Annotated in this window: 14 protein-coding genes; 9 read left to right on the top strand and 5 right to left on the bottom strand. The window is 61.1% G+C overall.

Translation table 11 applies throughout. The annotated features are described in order from the left end of the window. Window positions 1-17: 17 nt before the first annotated feature. Entirely contained in the window at window positions 18-2216 is a 2199-nt protein-coding gene (locus LJE93_08065; protein ID MCG6948851.1) for a hypothetical protein, read from the bottom strand. A 158-nt stretch (window positions 2217-2374) separates the two neighbouring features. Further along, a complete protein-coding gene (locus tag LJE93_08060; protein MCG6948850.1) occupies window positions 2375-4198 on the bottom strand; it encodes a protein kinase in 1824 nt (607 codons plus the stop codon). Between the two features lie 171 nt (window positions 4199-4369). Here LJE93_08060 and LJE93_08055 point away from each other — a divergent pair, with 171 nt between their 5' ends. Beyond that, window positions 4370-4849 (top strand): universal stress protein, encoded by a 480-nt coding sequence (locus LJE93_08055; protein MCG6948849.1) that lies wholly within the window; start codon window positions 4370-4372, stop codon window positions 4847-4849. 11 nt (window positions 4850-4860) lie between these two features. After that, on the top strand, window positions 4861-5208 hold the full coding sequence (locus LJE93_08050) for an MTH938/NDUFAF3 family protein (GenBank protein MCG6948848.1): 348 nt from the start codon (window positions 4861-4863) through the stop codon (window positions 5206-5208). A gap of 34 nt (window positions 5209-5242) precedes the next feature. On the opposite strand, the gene LJE93_08045 is transcribed toward LJE93_08050, so the two are convergent. Both LJE93_08045 and LJE93_08040 read right to left on the bottom strand, forming a co-directional pair. Further along, the gene (locus tag LJE93_08045) at window positions 5243-5713 is read right to left on the bottom strand and encodes a ferritin family protein (protein ID MCG6948847.1); all 471 of its coding nucleotides are present in this window, start codon (window positions 5711-5713) and stop codon (window positions 5243-5245) included. 155 nt (window positions 5714-5868) lie between these two features. Then, the gene (locus tag LJE93_08040; protein ID MCG6948846.1) at window positions 5869-6795 is read right to left on the bottom strand and encodes an NAD-dependent epimerase/dehydratase family protein; all 927 of its coding nucleotides are present in this window, start codon (window positions 6793-6795) and stop codon (window positions 5869-5871) included. On the opposite strand from LJE93_08040, the gene LJE93_08035 reads away from it, so the two are divergent. After that, entirely contained in the window at window positions 6794-7408 is a 615-nt protein-coding gene (locus LJE93_08035) for a DNA-3-methyladenine glycosylase (GenBank protein ID MCG6948845.1), read from the top strand. The genes LJE93_08040 and LJE93_08035 overlap by 2 nt on opposite strands. On the opposite strand, the gene LJE93_08030 is transcribed toward LJE93_08035, so the two are convergent. Next, window positions 7395-7784, bottom strand: coding sequence for a response regulator (locus tag LJE93_08030; protein ID MCG6948844.1), 390 nt, complete (start codon window positions 7782-7784; stop codon window positions 7395-7397). The two genes, LJE93_08035 and LJE93_08030, sit on opposite strands and share 14 nt — an antisense overlap. Before the next feature lie 152 nt (window positions 7785-7936). On the opposite strand from LJE93_08030, the gene LJE93_08025 reads away from it, so the two are divergent. The 6 genes from LJE93_08025 to LJE93_08000 are packed head-to-tail and all read left to right on the top strand — an operon-like array spanning window position 7937 to window position 13356. Next, on the top strand, window positions 7937-8401 hold the full coding sequence (locus LJE93_08025; GenBank protein ID MCG6948843.1) for an Rrf2 family transcriptional regulator: 465 nt from the start codon (window positions 7937-7939) through the stop codon (window positions 8399-8401). Between the two features lie 29 nt (window positions 8402-8430). Further along, on the top strand, window positions 8431-8958 hold the full coding sequence (locus LJE93_08020; GenBank protein ID MCG6948842.1) for a macro domain-containing protein: 528 nt from the start codon (window positions 8431-8433) through the stop codon (window positions 8956-8958). A gap of 1 nt (window position 8959) precedes the next feature. Continuing rightward, entirely contained in the window at window positions 8960-9652 is a 693-nt protein-coding gene (locus LJE93_08015; protein ID MCG6948841.1) for a hypothetical protein, read from the top strand. A 9-nt stretch (window positions 9653-9661) separates the two neighbouring features. Continuing rightward, window positions 9662-11428, top strand: a complete 1767-nt coding sequence (locus LJE93_08010) for a response regulator (protein ID MCG6948840.1) — start codon at window positions 9662-9664, stop codon at window positions 11426-11428. Window positions 11429-11467: 39 nt separating this feature from the next. Next, window positions 11468-12946, top strand: coding sequence for a PAS domain-containing protein (locus LJE93_08005; GenBank protein MCG6948839.1), 1479 nt, complete (start codon window positions 11468-11470; stop codon window positions 12944-12946). After that, window positions 12946-13356 carry a response regulator gene (locus LJE93_08000; protein ID MCG6948838.1) on the top strand — a complete coding sequence of 137 codons (411 nt, stop codon included), beginning with the start codon at window positions 12946-12948 and terminating at the stop codon, window positions 13354-13356. Before LJE93_08005 ends, LJE93_08000 begins: the two co-directional genes overlap by 1 nt. Window positions 13357-13514: the final 158 nt, after the last annotated feature.

Raw genomic sequence — 13514 nt, 5'->3', positions numbered from 1 at the left:
GCGTCTTTGCGGTTCAATCAGGGAGGGTGGTCGGGGCCAGGGCGACATGAGTCGGCTTGGGCCTCGACAATGTTGACAAAATGCTTGACTTCAATCAGCCGGCCGTCGCGCCAGGCGAAGATCGGGCGGCCACCGGCGACCTGGGTGACCACCGCGTCCTTAGGCTCGGCCTGGAGGAAGATCAGGTCGGCATCAGGCGCTGGATCGATCATCCGAGACGCCATCGCCCAGCCACGCCAATCTCCTTTGGGCAGCAGAATCAGAGCCCGCTCGAGACCTGCCTCCATAATCTGCTGTTCGAGAGACCCGTCGATCCCGTTGTAACCGTGATAGAGGGCGAGCCGCTGCGGGAGGGCAGCTGCGGCGAAGCCGCACAGGACCACAAACAGGCCCGCTGCGATCGCTGTGGCGGCCCGACTGCCCGAGTGGGCCCCCTGACGACCATGGCGTGCGAGCTCGGTGAAACCCCTCGCATTGAGCAGCAAGAGGGGGCCGAACACCTCGAAGAGGTATCGCGGGCCAAAGCCGTGGAGACCGTGGCCGCGACTGCCGAGATGGGCAATCGCCACGGATCCGATCACCATCGCCAGGAGAAGGTCGGTTGCCGTTTGCCGGCGGAGCAGGAACGGCAACAGGCCGAAGGCAAACGCGAGAGCTACCCAGAATGGTCCATGGAAGTATGGCCAGCCCCAGCCGTGCAACACATTGCCGGCTGTGTACAACAGAACGTCGAGATTGCGGATCCCGAACGGCAGATTCGATGGGAGATACATCGACTTGCCGGCCAGCGAATAGGGAAACGCAAAAGCGTTGCCGGTGATGGCGAGATTGGCGGCCAGAGTGGGCAGGGCCGCCACAACGGCCCCGGCAAACCAACCGATCGCCGGCGTTCGTGAGGCGGATCGGTGGCGCATCAGGAAGACGGCGCCGCAAGCGGCTGCCACGGGAACGGCCGCAGCCATTGTAGAAAGGGGCCGGATCCCGAAGGCCAATCCGAAGCACGCCCCCGAAATGGCGGCTGGCGACCATCCCCCGGTCCGGCGTGATATGAGGAACAACCAGAGGCCCGCGAGAATGAGAGTGGCGGCAGCCGCATGCGACAGCATACTGCTGAAAATAATGCGAACCATCGGTGACAGCAGGCCGAGCGACGCGGCGACCAAACCGGTGGACGGTCGATCGAGCTCGCGACCGGTGAGGTAGAGGAGCATCACGAAGATTCCGCCGAGAACCGGTGCCACCAGCCACGGTGCTCCAAGTGCGAGGCCGATCGCCATCAGGAAGGGCCAACCCGGGGGATAGTGCCCGAGCCAACGATCGCCGAGGACGTAGGTGAATGGCACGGTGAGCCCGTCCTGAGCAGTCGACACAGATCCCCACAGTGCACCGTCGAGCATCCAACGCGCCTGCAGGAGATAGGTCACCGAATCCGGAAGGTGGGGGAGACATTCCAGAACACTCGTCGCCATCCAGATCGAGATGCCCATGGCTCCTACGGCTAGGGCGAAGGCCAACGGCAACATGTTCGAGGGTTTCGAAGCTACGGGCGTGGAGGATGACCGAGAAGATCCAATGACCGTGAAGACCGATATCAAGAGGCAGGCGACGGCCACCGCCCTGAGTGCACTGGCGGCAATGGCGCCCGAATCTGCCAGCGGCGTCGGGTCGATGCTCGCAGACGCCAGGGTCACACCGCCGGCCGTGCGAATGAACGCGTCGTTGTTGATCAACCCCCGCCGAGCCGCAACTGATACGCCGGGTTCCCCGTGCAGGATCACCTCGAGGTCGTGGTGAAACCTGCCACGGAAGGAGGCGGTGAGCGTGAATGGTCCTTCCACTTCCGCCACGGTTCGCCACACCGGACCGTAACCGGCGAGCTCGTCGAGCTCCCAGTCACCGACGGGGACGATGTCGCCGGCCGGGAACTGGAACCTCCGTGGCAGGCGCCGACGCATGACCTCGCCCCGGGAGTCCTCGATGGTGAGTTCGACTCCGCGCAAAGGATCGATGGAATCCATCGCACGAATTTCGATCGACGTCAGATGGTCAAAGGCGATTGGGGCCGAGAGGGTCGCGCCGGCAACCTCGAGTTGGAGCCGTTGGCCGAATGTGCTGACCTGGATCTCAGTCCGGCGATCGATGACCCCGGCCACGAGCCACAGGAGGATCGCTGCCATTCCCCAGACCAACAGCTTCTTCGACTCGAAATGCCCCATCGCCACGAATATAAGTTAGCCGCGGTTTTTGAACCGCCAACTGCGCGAAGATCGCAGAGGCCGCGCAAAGGAATCCCATTTCGTTTCGGAAACACAAATGATCTTCTTTGCGCTCTTCGCGTCTTTGCGGCTCTCACGTGGATGCGCCAGACGTCGCGTTAGTCACGGAAAACGATGCGCTGGATCTCGTGCAGCATGAAGAGGAGGCGCAGCAGCCACTCCTCGTCCTTCTCCTGCCGGACCAATTCTTCGACGGTCGTCTCTTCGGCTTCGATGGTGCGCAGGATCCGCTGTTGTCGACCGGAAAGCTGGAGGTCCGCGGGGATGCTGCCCGGTACCCGCAGTACCGTTTGAGGAGTGCGGCCCTCCATGAAACGGCGCACGACCACCAGCGGGAGTCGCTCCTGGACTCCCTCGTGAATCAACGTGTGGGTGCGGAGATTCAGTGGGAGGCCTGATTGTGTGATCGGCGCGTCTTCATAGAGCTCGAACGAACCCGTGATCCAGCTGAAGAGATCGAGAATACGGTTGCGAACCTGACCCCCGAGCTGCTGAAACAGCACGTTGGGGGTGCAGGCGTTGAGGGCCAGCAACGCCTCAGTGAATCGCAGCCCTTTCCTTGCCGCGAAGTCAAGCGTCTCGCCGTGCTGACCTCGCGACAAAACGCCCTGCGCGACGAGGTGCTCGCCGAACAGCTCACTTTCGATGTTCGAGTCTGCGAACACTGGGTTTCCGTTCTCGAACTGGATCGATTTCTTGATCGGGTCGCGGTGAAAATCGAGGATTCCGGTCACCGAACCATCCGCTATCTGATGCAGCACCCTGCACAACGAACTCTCGTGCAGCAGCCCCTCCTTGGTCGCTTGAGGGGGTCTCTTGTCAACCGCATCAACGGCGGGCACCGCCACCGGGCCTGCGCCCCTCGCGGCGAAGATATTGAGAGGGTTCTTGAGGGAGCCCGAGGGCGCCCTGGGGGTGCCACTTGCAGCCGCCCTCTGGAGAATATCGTCGTCTCCAGGAACCCTGCGCAGCTCCTTTTCAACCTCGTCGTCCCTCAGCTTCTCCTGTTCAATGTCGTCTGCGAAGAGCGAGTGCATGAAGGTCGCGACCTCCGCTTCGCTCATCGGTGCCGAGTTTTCGTCGGACTTCGCCTCGAGGGTTTCGGCAAAATCCACCGCCGTGGGGAACCGGTCGTCCCGTTCGACCTCGAGAGCCCTTTCGAGAACTGACCGCAGGGGTTTTGGAATCGTGTTGAAACGCTTGCGGTCAAACTCGCCCTTGCGGATGTCGAGCAGCATAGCCATTTCGTTGTCGCCGGTACGGAGCGGGGCCATCAGCAACATCTCACCGAAGACGATCCCGAGGGAGAACAGGTCTGAACGCCGGTCCACTTCTTTGGCGTAGGCCGCCTCAGGGCTCAGGTACCGAACCTTGCCTTTGATGACTCCGTGCTCGGTGTGCTCCTCACGATCACGCGCCCTCGCCACCCCGAAGTCAGTCAGCTTGATCTCACCGTTGTATGTGATGATGATGTTCCGCGGGCTGACGTCGCGGTGGACGATCTCCTGGGGCTGTCCGTCCGGTGAACGAAAGTCGTGTGCAAATTGGAGACCGGTGCAGACCTCCTTGACAATCTTGGTGGCCAGCCGCCACGGGCACCGCCGGTCGAGGGATCCGAGGCGTTGGAGAACTCGAAACAGGTCGCGCCCGGGCACATACTCCATCGCGATATAGGGCGTCCCGTCGGCCTCGCCGAGGTCGTAGATCTGAACGATGTTCGGGTGGACGAGGCGAGATGCGATCTTCGCCTCGTCCGTGAACATCCTAAGAAACCTCTTTCGTTCGAGGAGGTGAGGGTGAATCCGCTTGATCGCCACCGTTTTGGTGAAGCCGCGAATTCCGAGCACCTTTGCCCGATAGACGTCGGCCATACCCCCAGAGGAGATTTTGTCGACCAGGATGTATTTTCCGAAGCGTTCCATATCCACAATCCAACAGTGTAGAACAAATGCCTGGATTCTCCGAAAACGACAGGACTCGATATCTGCCTGTTCGGTCGCCCGTGTCGCGAGCACGGGAGTTTTTTCGCACCCTCAGCTGTGTCTTCAGGATTTGTGCCTGCTTCGAGATATGATGAATGCATAGGGAGGACCATGGTTTACGAGAAGATCTGTGTAGCAGCGGCGCTGCAACGCTACCTCGACATCACCCCGATCGCGGCCAGGATTCGGGACCTCGCAGAGGTGGTTGCGGTCGCCTACGACGCTCCTGTATCGGTGTTGTCGGTGGAGGCACCGGTAGAGCTGCTGCCCGATGTCGAGACGATGGAAGAAAAGATGGACCGTTATGCCGAGCCTCTCAGGTCGAAAGGCCTCGAGGTCGAGACACGAATTCGCAAGGGCAAGCCGAGCCGAGAGATTCTCGCTCATATGGAAGAGGTCGGCGCCGATGTGCTCGTGATTGGCAGTCACTCGAAGAGGGGACCGCTCGACGTCGGCCTCGGAAGCACTGCGTTGGCCCTTCTCAGGGACCTCGAGACGACCGTGATAACGGTTCGCCCGACGGAGGCGGACCAGGAGAAGGCTCGCGAGTTGATGATCCCGCGCTATCCCGTCGTCTTTCCCTACGGTTGATCAGGCGCGGCATGCACATAGATGCCTACTCGTTTGGCCGTATCTGGGTCGACGGACGAGAGTTTTCAGCAGATGTGATCCTGGCCGGCGGCGGGGTCAAGGGCCCGTGGTGGCGTGCGGCGGGCGGCCACGTCTATGCCGTCGAGGATTTGCGAGAGTTGATCGCGGCCGCTCCGGAAGTGGTGGTGCTCGGGACGGGGTACTTCGGCCGTGTCAGAGTGCTCGACGAGACGTTGGAGGCGCTGGCACGGGCCGGCTCGGAGGTGGTGGTCGAGAAGACCGGCGTAGCAGTCGACAGCTACAACCGGCTATCGGCCGAGGGCCGCGACGTCGCCGCTGCACTCCACCTCACCTGCTAAGGTTCACACGTTGAAACGTTCCAAGGTTGAACGTTCAGACCAGACGCTTCTCCATCTCCTCCTTGAGCATTCGCTTGTGATCCGCCTCGGCCTGGCGCAGGCCCTCGAAGAGCTCGGTCACCTGATCATCGGTGGCGTACTCGAGGGCGCCGGCGTAGAAGTCGTGGGCCCGCGTCTCGGCGTCCATCGCGACCTCGAACGCCTGTCGGAGATTGACGTCGTCCGGCACCTTGTAGACATCAGGAGCTTCGACCGCCCACGAGACCTTGTCGGCGTGGCTCTTCACAGCCTCGGCGAACAGGTGGTCACGCAGCGCGACGATCTGGTCGTGGTGGCGCTTCTCACGCACAGCCATACGCTTGAAGAAATCGACGACGTCCGGATTGTCGTCCCCGACCCAATCGGCGAGCTGCTCATAGTAGATCGTGGCCTCGTCCTCGATGGCAATCGCCATGTCGAGCACGTCGCTCCCCGAGAGCTTGGAAAAATCGAGATCAATCGTCATGTTGCCTCCGCATCGAGCCTGCCCGAAGGCAGCCCTGGTCGACGGCGACTGTGCCTCGACAGGCCGCCGATGTCAAGGGTGGCGCGCTGCCGGGTGCACTGGTAAGAATCGTTTAAACGTTAAACGTTAAACGTTGAACGTTAGAACGTTGAACGTCAAACGTTATCTCTGAACCACTCGACGGTCGTCGGGATGCCCTCCGACAGCGGAGTGTCCGCCGTCACGCTCAGCTCCTCGAGGATCCGCTCGGAGCTGATGCTCGACCGTCGTTGTTCACCGGCAGCGGCGGGGCCGTGCGTCGGAACGCCGTCGAATCCGACCGCCTGTGCGATGTAGTCGAACAAGCTGTTGACGTCGGTTTCGACCCCCGTGCCCACGTTGTAGATGAAGAATCCCGGCCGATCGAGGGCCGCGAGATTCGCGCGAACCACGTCCTCGACGAAGACATAGTCGCGTGTCTGGAGCCCGTCCCCGTTGATAACCGCCTCCTCTCCGTCGAGCAGGCGGCGGCTGAAGATCGCCACCACCCCGGCTTCGCCGTGCGGGTTCTGCCGAGGGCCGTAAACGTTTGCGTAGCGGAGGCATGTGGCATCGAGACCGTACTCCGAGTGGAAGAAGTAGAGGTACCGCTCGCACGCCAGCTTGGCAACCCCGTACGGCGAAAGCGGTCGAACGGGGTGATTCTCGTCGGCGGGGAACTCCTCCTGCTCGCCGTAGATCGCACCGCCGGTCGATGCGAAAATGACCTGCCGCAAAGCCTGGCCTCGAGCTGTTTCGAGGAGATTGAGCAGGCCGAGGATGTTGACGTCCGCGTCGAAGACAGGGTCGGCGACCGATCGCCGCACGTCCATCTGAGCCGCGTGGTGAACGAGAATCTCGACCTCTCGCTCAACCAGGAGCTTGGCCGCCTCTTCGGAGCGCACGTCGAGCACGAAAAGCTCCGAATCCTTCGGGACGTTGTCCTTGCTCCCGCTCGAAAGGTCGTCCACAATCAGCACCCGGTGGCCGTCACGGACCAGGGCATCGGCGACGTGGCTGCCGATAAAGCCGGCACCGCCGGTGACACAGATGGTTGAACCCATGTCGTATCCTCCTGTGATTCTGCGCGACTTCTACCAGCGTAACACCGAGGCGGTCGCGCGCGAACTCCTCGGCAAGCTGCTGATCCGCACCGGCCCCGCAGGAAATGTCGTTTTGAGACTCACCGAGGTCGAAGCATATCTCGGGATCGAGGATCCCGCCTGCCACACCTTCGGTGGCCGTCGGACGTTGCGCACCGAGACCATGTGGGGTGAGGCTGGCCATGCCTACGTTTACCTCGTCTACGGACTCCACAGCTGCCTCAACGTGGTGACGGTCGGCCCCGGTCGGCCGGAGGCGGTCCTCATCCGTGGCGGTATCGTTCAAGAGGGCCTCGAACTCGCTCGATTACGCCGTGGTCCGAGGGTGGGGGAGGGGTCGCTGACTGACGGCCCGGGCAAGCTGTGCCAGGCTCTCGCGATCACCACTGCCGACAACGGAATCGATCTGTGCGTTCCGGACTCCCCAATCAGAATCTGCGATGACGGCATCGAGGTGCCGGAAGATCACGTGCGCCGCACACCGAGGGTTGGAGTCAATTACGCCGGTGATGCGGCCTCGTGGCCGCTGCGCCTCGTGCAGGTTCGGGAAAGCGTGCGGCCTACTCGCCAGTGACCTTGGCCAGGGTCTGAAGCAGTTCATCCTCGTTGATCGGTTTCTGCAGGTATGCATCTGGGTGGTATTTCTTGAACCGATCGAGAAAGTCGCCGAAATCCGCTTTGAGGCTTTCCTGGATGCCGGTCACGAGCACGACCGGGATCTTAGCCGTCCGCTCGTCCTTGCGCAGTGCGATCAGGGTGCTGAGGCCCCCGCGTTCGGGCATCATCACATCCAACATGACGACCGCAGGCGGATCCTCCCGGGCCAGTGTGATGCCCTCGTTGGGATCGTTGGCGGTGCGAACCTTCCATCCAGCATCGGTCAAGAGAGTCGAGAAATAGGTCGTGATATCCGGTTCGTCGTCGATGATCACGGCTGTTTTCGGTGCCATCAATGCCTCCTCGATCGGCCATTCTCCGGCAACACGATAGCACCTCCAACGAAGGCGCCACAATGTCAATATTTTGTTGAGATTGAGATTAATGATGAATATATTATTTCCTAGTTGACAGGTATGAATAATAGGAATATCTTCAGTCCACGATGAAGATTTCAACTCGCGGCCGTTATGCCCTCCGGATGATGCTCGATCTTGCACGGAGAGGCGGCGCCGATACGCCAATCAGCCTGGCGTCGGTCGCCGAACGCACAGGAATCTCTCACGGGTACCTCGAGCAAGTCGCGTTGTCTCTCCGCAACGCCGGACTGGTTCGCGGTGTCGCGGGGCGCCACGGGGGCTACAAGCTCTCCTCGTCGCCGGAGGACATCTCCATCCGCCAAATTATCGAGGCAACCATCGGTCCGATCTGCGTCGTCGACTGCATCGAGGAACCCGAATCATGCCCGAGGGCTGAATCCTGTGAGTGTCGAGTCGTCTACGCGATGATCAACCTTCGGGTTGGAGAGGTTTTGGAAGAGTACAACCTGGCCGATCTCATCGATCCGGGATGGATGAAGGAAACCGGCAGATCCGTGACCGGCAGGCTGGTCGGACTCGAAACGGGGTAATAGGACTCATAAGAGCATGGAGGACAGTCATGGCGGAGAAACAGATCGGCAACAAGGTCCTGCGGCTGGTTCGGGAAGACATCACGGACATGGATGTCGAGGCCTTCGTCTTCGACATCACCGAAGACGTCAAACTGGGATCGGGCTTCGGTAGTGCCATACAGCAGCGTGGGGGCATCGTCATCCAGAAGCAGCTTGACGAAATTGGCAGCTGCCCGACGGGTGAGGCGGTGGTGACCGAGGCCGGCGCCCTCAAGGCCGACTGGATCATCCATGCCAACGGCCCGAAGTTCCGCGAAGAGGATGAGGAGGGAAAGCTTCGCAAGACCGTTAAATCGGCCCTGTCTCGGGCCGAGGAGAAGGGTATCAAACGACTGGCTTTTCCGCCGATCGGCACCGGGCTCTACCAGGTCCCGCTCGATATGTGCAGCAGAGTGATGGTAGACACGATCTCGAAGCATCTGGCCAACGGCGGCACGCTCGTAGAGGTGTTGATCGTCGCGCCCGACAATCGAGAGTTCAATCCGTTCAAGGCGAAGATCGAGGAAGGAGAGTGAGATGCACGAAGTGAGTACTGCACTGCACACCGCGGAGGTTGTCCATTGGATCTCACTCGTGGTGATGGCAATCGTCTACACACTGAAGATTCGCTGGCTGACGTCGTTCACGCTTGCCAAGGACAGATCGATGCCTGGCAACCCGACGCAATCGGACAAGAAACGAGGAGCCCGTTACTCCTTGTTCAACGTCGCCATGCCATGGTCGATGGAGAGCACCCGCAAGCCCAAGGGCTTCATCTTCTACCTCAGCTTCGTGATCTTCCACCTCGGGGTCGTAGCGGGCATCACCCTCGCCTTCGTCAGCACTATCGCGCCCGACTTCCTGCGCATCCCGGTGGTGGGTTGGACGATGATCGTCTTTCTCGTCGCTGCGTTCATCGTCGCGCTCTACCGGATTGGGCGAAGAGTCTTGCGGCCACTGATGAAGTTGATCAGCACTCCCGACGATTACTTCTCGCTCGTGATGCTGACCATCTGGTTCGGGCTCGGCGCATGCACGCAGGCCTATCTGATGGGAATCTGGGGAATGACGAGCGAAAACCTGCTGATCGCTTACCTCTACCTGACGAGCTTTTTCCTGCTCTATGTTCCGTTCTCGAAAATCTCACACTATCTCTACTATCCATTCACCCGGACATACATCGGTCGGGCCCTCGGGCAGCGCGGCAGCTATCCGGTCGTTCGAGGTTAGGAGGCAACGGTGGCAAGGCAAAAGACACACAAAATCAAGATGATGGAAGAGCAGCTGGCGAAGAAGCTCAATCGTCAGGTGGTCGGCTCGTTGGTTGGCTGCGTGCACTGCGGGATGTGTGACGAATCCTGTCACTACGTGCTCGCATTTCCGGATGACCACAAGATGACCCCGTCGTACAAGGCCGACCAGCTGCGCAAGCTCTTCAAGGCCAACCACGATTGGACGGGCAAGACCTTTCCCTGGTGGGTGGGAGCGGACAAAGTACCGCTGACCGACGATGACCTCGAGACGCTCAAGGACATCGCCTTCGGCACGTGCACCAACTGTCGCCGCTGCACCCTCAGCTGCCCGATGGGTGTCGATACGGCGACCCTCAACCGCATCATGCGCGGTTTGCTGGCACACGTCGGCGTCATGCCCGAGGGGGTGCGGGTGGTTTCCAAAGACCAGTGGGAGCTCGGCAATCAGATGGGCGTCCTCAAGGAGGACTACCTCGACACCCTTGAGTGGATGTCGGAGGAGCTCGAGGAGGACCTTGGCCACGACGAAGCCACGATCCCGGTCGAGAAGAAGGGCGCCAATGTAATGTATTGCATCAATCCCCGTGAGGTGAAGTACGACCCGCGTACCATCAAGGAGGCGGCGCTGATCTTCTGGGCGGCGGGTGAGGACTGGACCATGCCCGAGGAGGGTTGGGATAACACCAATTTCGGCCTGTTCTCGGGCGATGATCAGCTCGGTGGTGCGTGCGCCAAGAGGGAGTATGAAAAGGCGCGCGAACTCGGCGTGGACAAGATCGTCATCTCCGAGTGTGGCCATGGCTTCCGCTCGACCCGCTTCGAAGGTGTCAACTGGGCTGCTGAGACCGAACCGGTGCCGATGGAGACGTCGGTCCAGACGATGCTGGACTACATCAAGGAGGGCAAGATCAAGGTCGACCCGACCAAGAACCCGGAGAGGATGACCTTCCATGACTCGTGCAACAACGCACGCAGCGGTGGTTTCTTCGAGGAGCCACGAGAGCTCCTGAAACTGGTGTCGATGGACTTTCAGGAGATGTATCCGAATCGTGCCGAAAACTACTGCTGCACGGGCGGCGGCGGCGCGATGTCGATGTCGGAGTACACGCCGCGGCGTCTAGAGTCGGCCAAGATCAAGGCCGACCAGATCCGCGCCACCGGAGCCAAGGTGGTGGTCACCAGTTGCCACAACTGCGTCGACGGCCTCAACGACCTGATTAAGCATTACAAGCTCGACTGCGAGGTCAAGCAGCTGGTCAACCTGGTCGCCAACGCGCTGATCATCGAAGAGCCGGAGAAGATCCCCGACGAGCTGAAGCCGGGCGACCTCGAGGTGAAGAAGGTAGCGGAGAAGGAACCGCTCGCCGGCCGCAAGATTCTGGTGGTGGATGACGAGGAGGACGTTCGAGCCTTCCTCACGATGGTCTTCGAGGATGCCGGGGCCGAGGTCGAGACGGCGACCGACGGCGACGAAGCCCTCGCCAAGGCACGCGAGTATCAGCCGGACCTCATCAGCCTCGATCTGTCTATGCCGGGCAAGGACGGCGTTGAAGCTTTCGTCGAGCTGCGGTCGGATCCGGCCACCGAGGAAATCCCGGTGTGTGTGGTCACCGGTCACCCGGAATTCCGGCAGGTGATCTACGATCGGCCGGTGCCGCCGCCCGAGGGATATCTCGGCAAGCCAGTGGACGAGGACAAACTGGTGGCCTACGCCCATCACATCGTCGAGCACCGGAAGGAAAAGGCAAACTGAGCCGACCCGACCTGCCTGGACGAGAAAGGAAGTGACCGCGTGGACAAGGTCCAGCTGACCATTCCCAAAGGGCTGGGCGAGCCAGAGTCCCCGTACCAGAAGTATTGGGAGGAAATGCCCTGTTACCTGTCAGTGCACGACCGGGATTTCCGGATCATCGACGGGAACCGAAAGTTTCGTGAGGATTTTGGTGAGCGGATCGGGCAGTACTGTTACAGGGTCTACAAGGGACGAGACGAGGTCTGCCCAAACTGCCCGGTCGAGGCGACCTTCTTGGACGGCCAGACCCACCCCTCAGAGCAACTCCTGACGACCAAGGACGGGCGGGAAGTGCCGGTCATGGTCCACACAACCGCCATCAGGGATGATTCCGAGGAGATCGTCGCCGTGATGGAGATGCACACCGACATCGCCGAGGTCAAGCAGCTTCAAAGCGAACTTCAGCGGTCCCAGGAACGACTCGCCCAGCTCTTCGAGGAAGTGCCCTGCTTCATCACCGTGCAGGGCCCGGACCGGGTCATCCAGCACGCCAACCGCCGCTTCCGCGAGACCTTCGGCGATCCGATCGGTCAGAGCTGCTTCAAGATGTACAAGCACCGGGACGAGCAGTGCCTGGTGTGTCCCATGCAGCAGACCTTCGACGACGGAGTGACCAGGGAGCACGAAGAAATCCTTTTCACCGAGGATGGCGAAAAGCTCAACGGTCTCTGCACGACGGCGCCCCTCCGCAACGCTGATGGCGAGGTCGAGGCAGTGATCGAGATGTGTATCGACATCACCCAGATTCGCGAGCTGCAATCGCAGCTGGCGTCGATCGGTCTGCTGGTGGGTTCAATCTCGCACGGCATCAAGGGCCTGCTCACGGGTCTCGACGGCGGCATCTACATGGTCAATTCGGGATTCGCCAAAGACAAGCCGGAGCGGGTCGAGAAGGGCTGGGAGATGGTCCAGCGCAACGTGGAGAGGATTCGCTCGATGGTGCTCGACATTCTCTACTACGCCAAGGACCGCGAGCTGGTGGTCGAGGATGTCGATCTACAGGCCATCGTCGCCGAGTTTCGGGCAGGCCTTGAAAAGAAGGCGAGCGATGCCGACACCGAGGTCAGGATCGATCTTGCCGAGGATACCGGCATCTTTGCTGGCGATCCGCAGGCGATTCGCGCGATGCTGCTGAACCTGCTCGAGAACTCCTTGGACGCGTGTCGGATGGACAAGGACAAGGGCGACCACTGGATCCGGCTCGATGTCCGGCGCGAGGAGCCGTGGATGATCATCGAGGTGGAGGACAACGGCCTCGGGATGGATCGAGAGACGCGCGAAAAGATCTTCTCGCTGTTCTTCTCGTCCAAGGGCATCAAGGGCACCGGGCTCGGTCTCTTCATCTCGAACAAGATCGTCGACAAGCATGGCGGAACGATCGAGGTTGAATCCGAGCCAGGTCGCGGTACCCGCTTCCTGGTCCGCGTGCCGCTGGACGCCAAGCCGAGCATCCAGCCCGAGGAAGAGGCCATCGAGTGATGGCGGGATCCGAGCGGCGGGTTCTGATCGTCGACGACGACCCCGATATTGTCGATTACCTTTCGTTCTTCCTGGAGGATGAGGGCTTCGCGGTGAAGACCGCCGGCCGCTGCTCGACCGCTCGCGGAATGTTGGATGAGTTCCAACCGGAGGTGATCCTCATCGATGCCCTGCTGCCGGGCAAGTCCGGCCTCGACCTCCTGGTGTCGTTGCGCCGCGATCCGAAATGGAGCGAGGTGCCGATGGTCGTTGTGACGGGCAACGACACCCTGCTCGAGGACGACTGCCAGTCGTACCTCGGTGCGCACGAAGGTGTTCGCGGTCCGGACGGCGTGCTCGGCAAACCGGTCGACCGCGAAACCCTGCTGGCGGTGCTCGACACCCTCCTCGACGGCACCGGGTCCGGTTAAATCGAGCACGCTCTAGAGGATTGTCGTCGATCGGCTGCCCGACACGCGAGACACGTGCCCAACGATTCGTGGGTGATGATTTCCGGGCCGGATGTGGAGCAGCCGTTACGGCTTCCCCACGAAGAGCCGGGGGGCCGAACACCGGAACGTGCGGTGCC

This window comes from Acidobacteriota bacterium (assembly GCA_022340665.1).
Lineage (GTDB): Bacteria > Acidobacteriota > Thermoanaerobaculia > Thermoanaerobaculales > Sulfomarinibacteraceae > Sulfomarinibacter.
The sequence above is the reverse complement of the archived record's forward strand: the minus strand, read 5'-3'. Positions and strand labels throughout refer to the sequence as shown.

Coding starts and splice junctions, on each gene's coding strand:
- LJE93_08030 (MCG6948844.1), bottom strand. CDS start 7,784: ATGGCACCGAAAACAGCCGTGATCATCGACGACGAACCGGATATCACG.
- LJE93_08065 (MCG6948851.1), bottom strand. CDS start 2,216: ATGGGGCATTTCGAGTCGAAGAAGCTGTTGGTCTGGGGAATGGCAGCG.
- LJE93_08000 (MCG6948838.1), top strand. CDS start 12,946: ATGGCGGGATCCGAGCGGCGGGTTCTGATCGTCGACGACGACCCCGAT.
- LJE93_08015 (MCG6948841.1), top strand. CDS start 8,960: ATGCACGAAGTGAGTACTGCACTGCACACCGCGGAGGTTGTCCATTGG.
- LJE93_08055 (MCG6948849.1), top strand. CDS start 4,370: ATGGTTTACGAGAAGATCTGTGTAGCAGCGGCGCTGCAACGCTACCTC.
- LJE93_08020 (MCG6948842.1), top strand. CDS start 8,431: ATGGCGGAGAAACAGATCGGCAACAAGGTCCTGCGGCTGGTTCGGGAA.
- LJE93_08040 (MCG6948846.1), bottom strand. CDS start 6,795: ATGGGTTCAACCATCTGTGTCACCGGCGGTGCCGGCTTTATCGGCAGC.
- LJE93_08050 (MCG6948848.1), top strand. CDS start 4,861: ATGCACATAGATGCCTACTCGTTTGGCCGTATCTGGGTCGACGGACGA.
- LJE93_08045 (MCG6948847.1), bottom strand. CDS start 5,713: ATGACGATTGATCTCGATTTTTCCAAGCTCTCGGGGAGCGACGTGCTC.
- LJE93_08025 (MCG6948843.1), top strand. CDS start 7,937: ATGAAGATTTCAACTCGCGGCCGTTATGCCCTCCGGATGATGCTCGAT.
- LJE93_08060 (MCG6948850.1), bottom strand. CDS start 4,198: ATGGAACGCTTCGGAAAATACATCCTGGTCGACAAAATCTCCTCTGGG.
- LJE93_08035 (MCG6948845.1), top strand. CDS start 6,794: ATGTCGTATCCTCCTGTGATTCTGCGCGACTTCTACCAGCGTAACACC.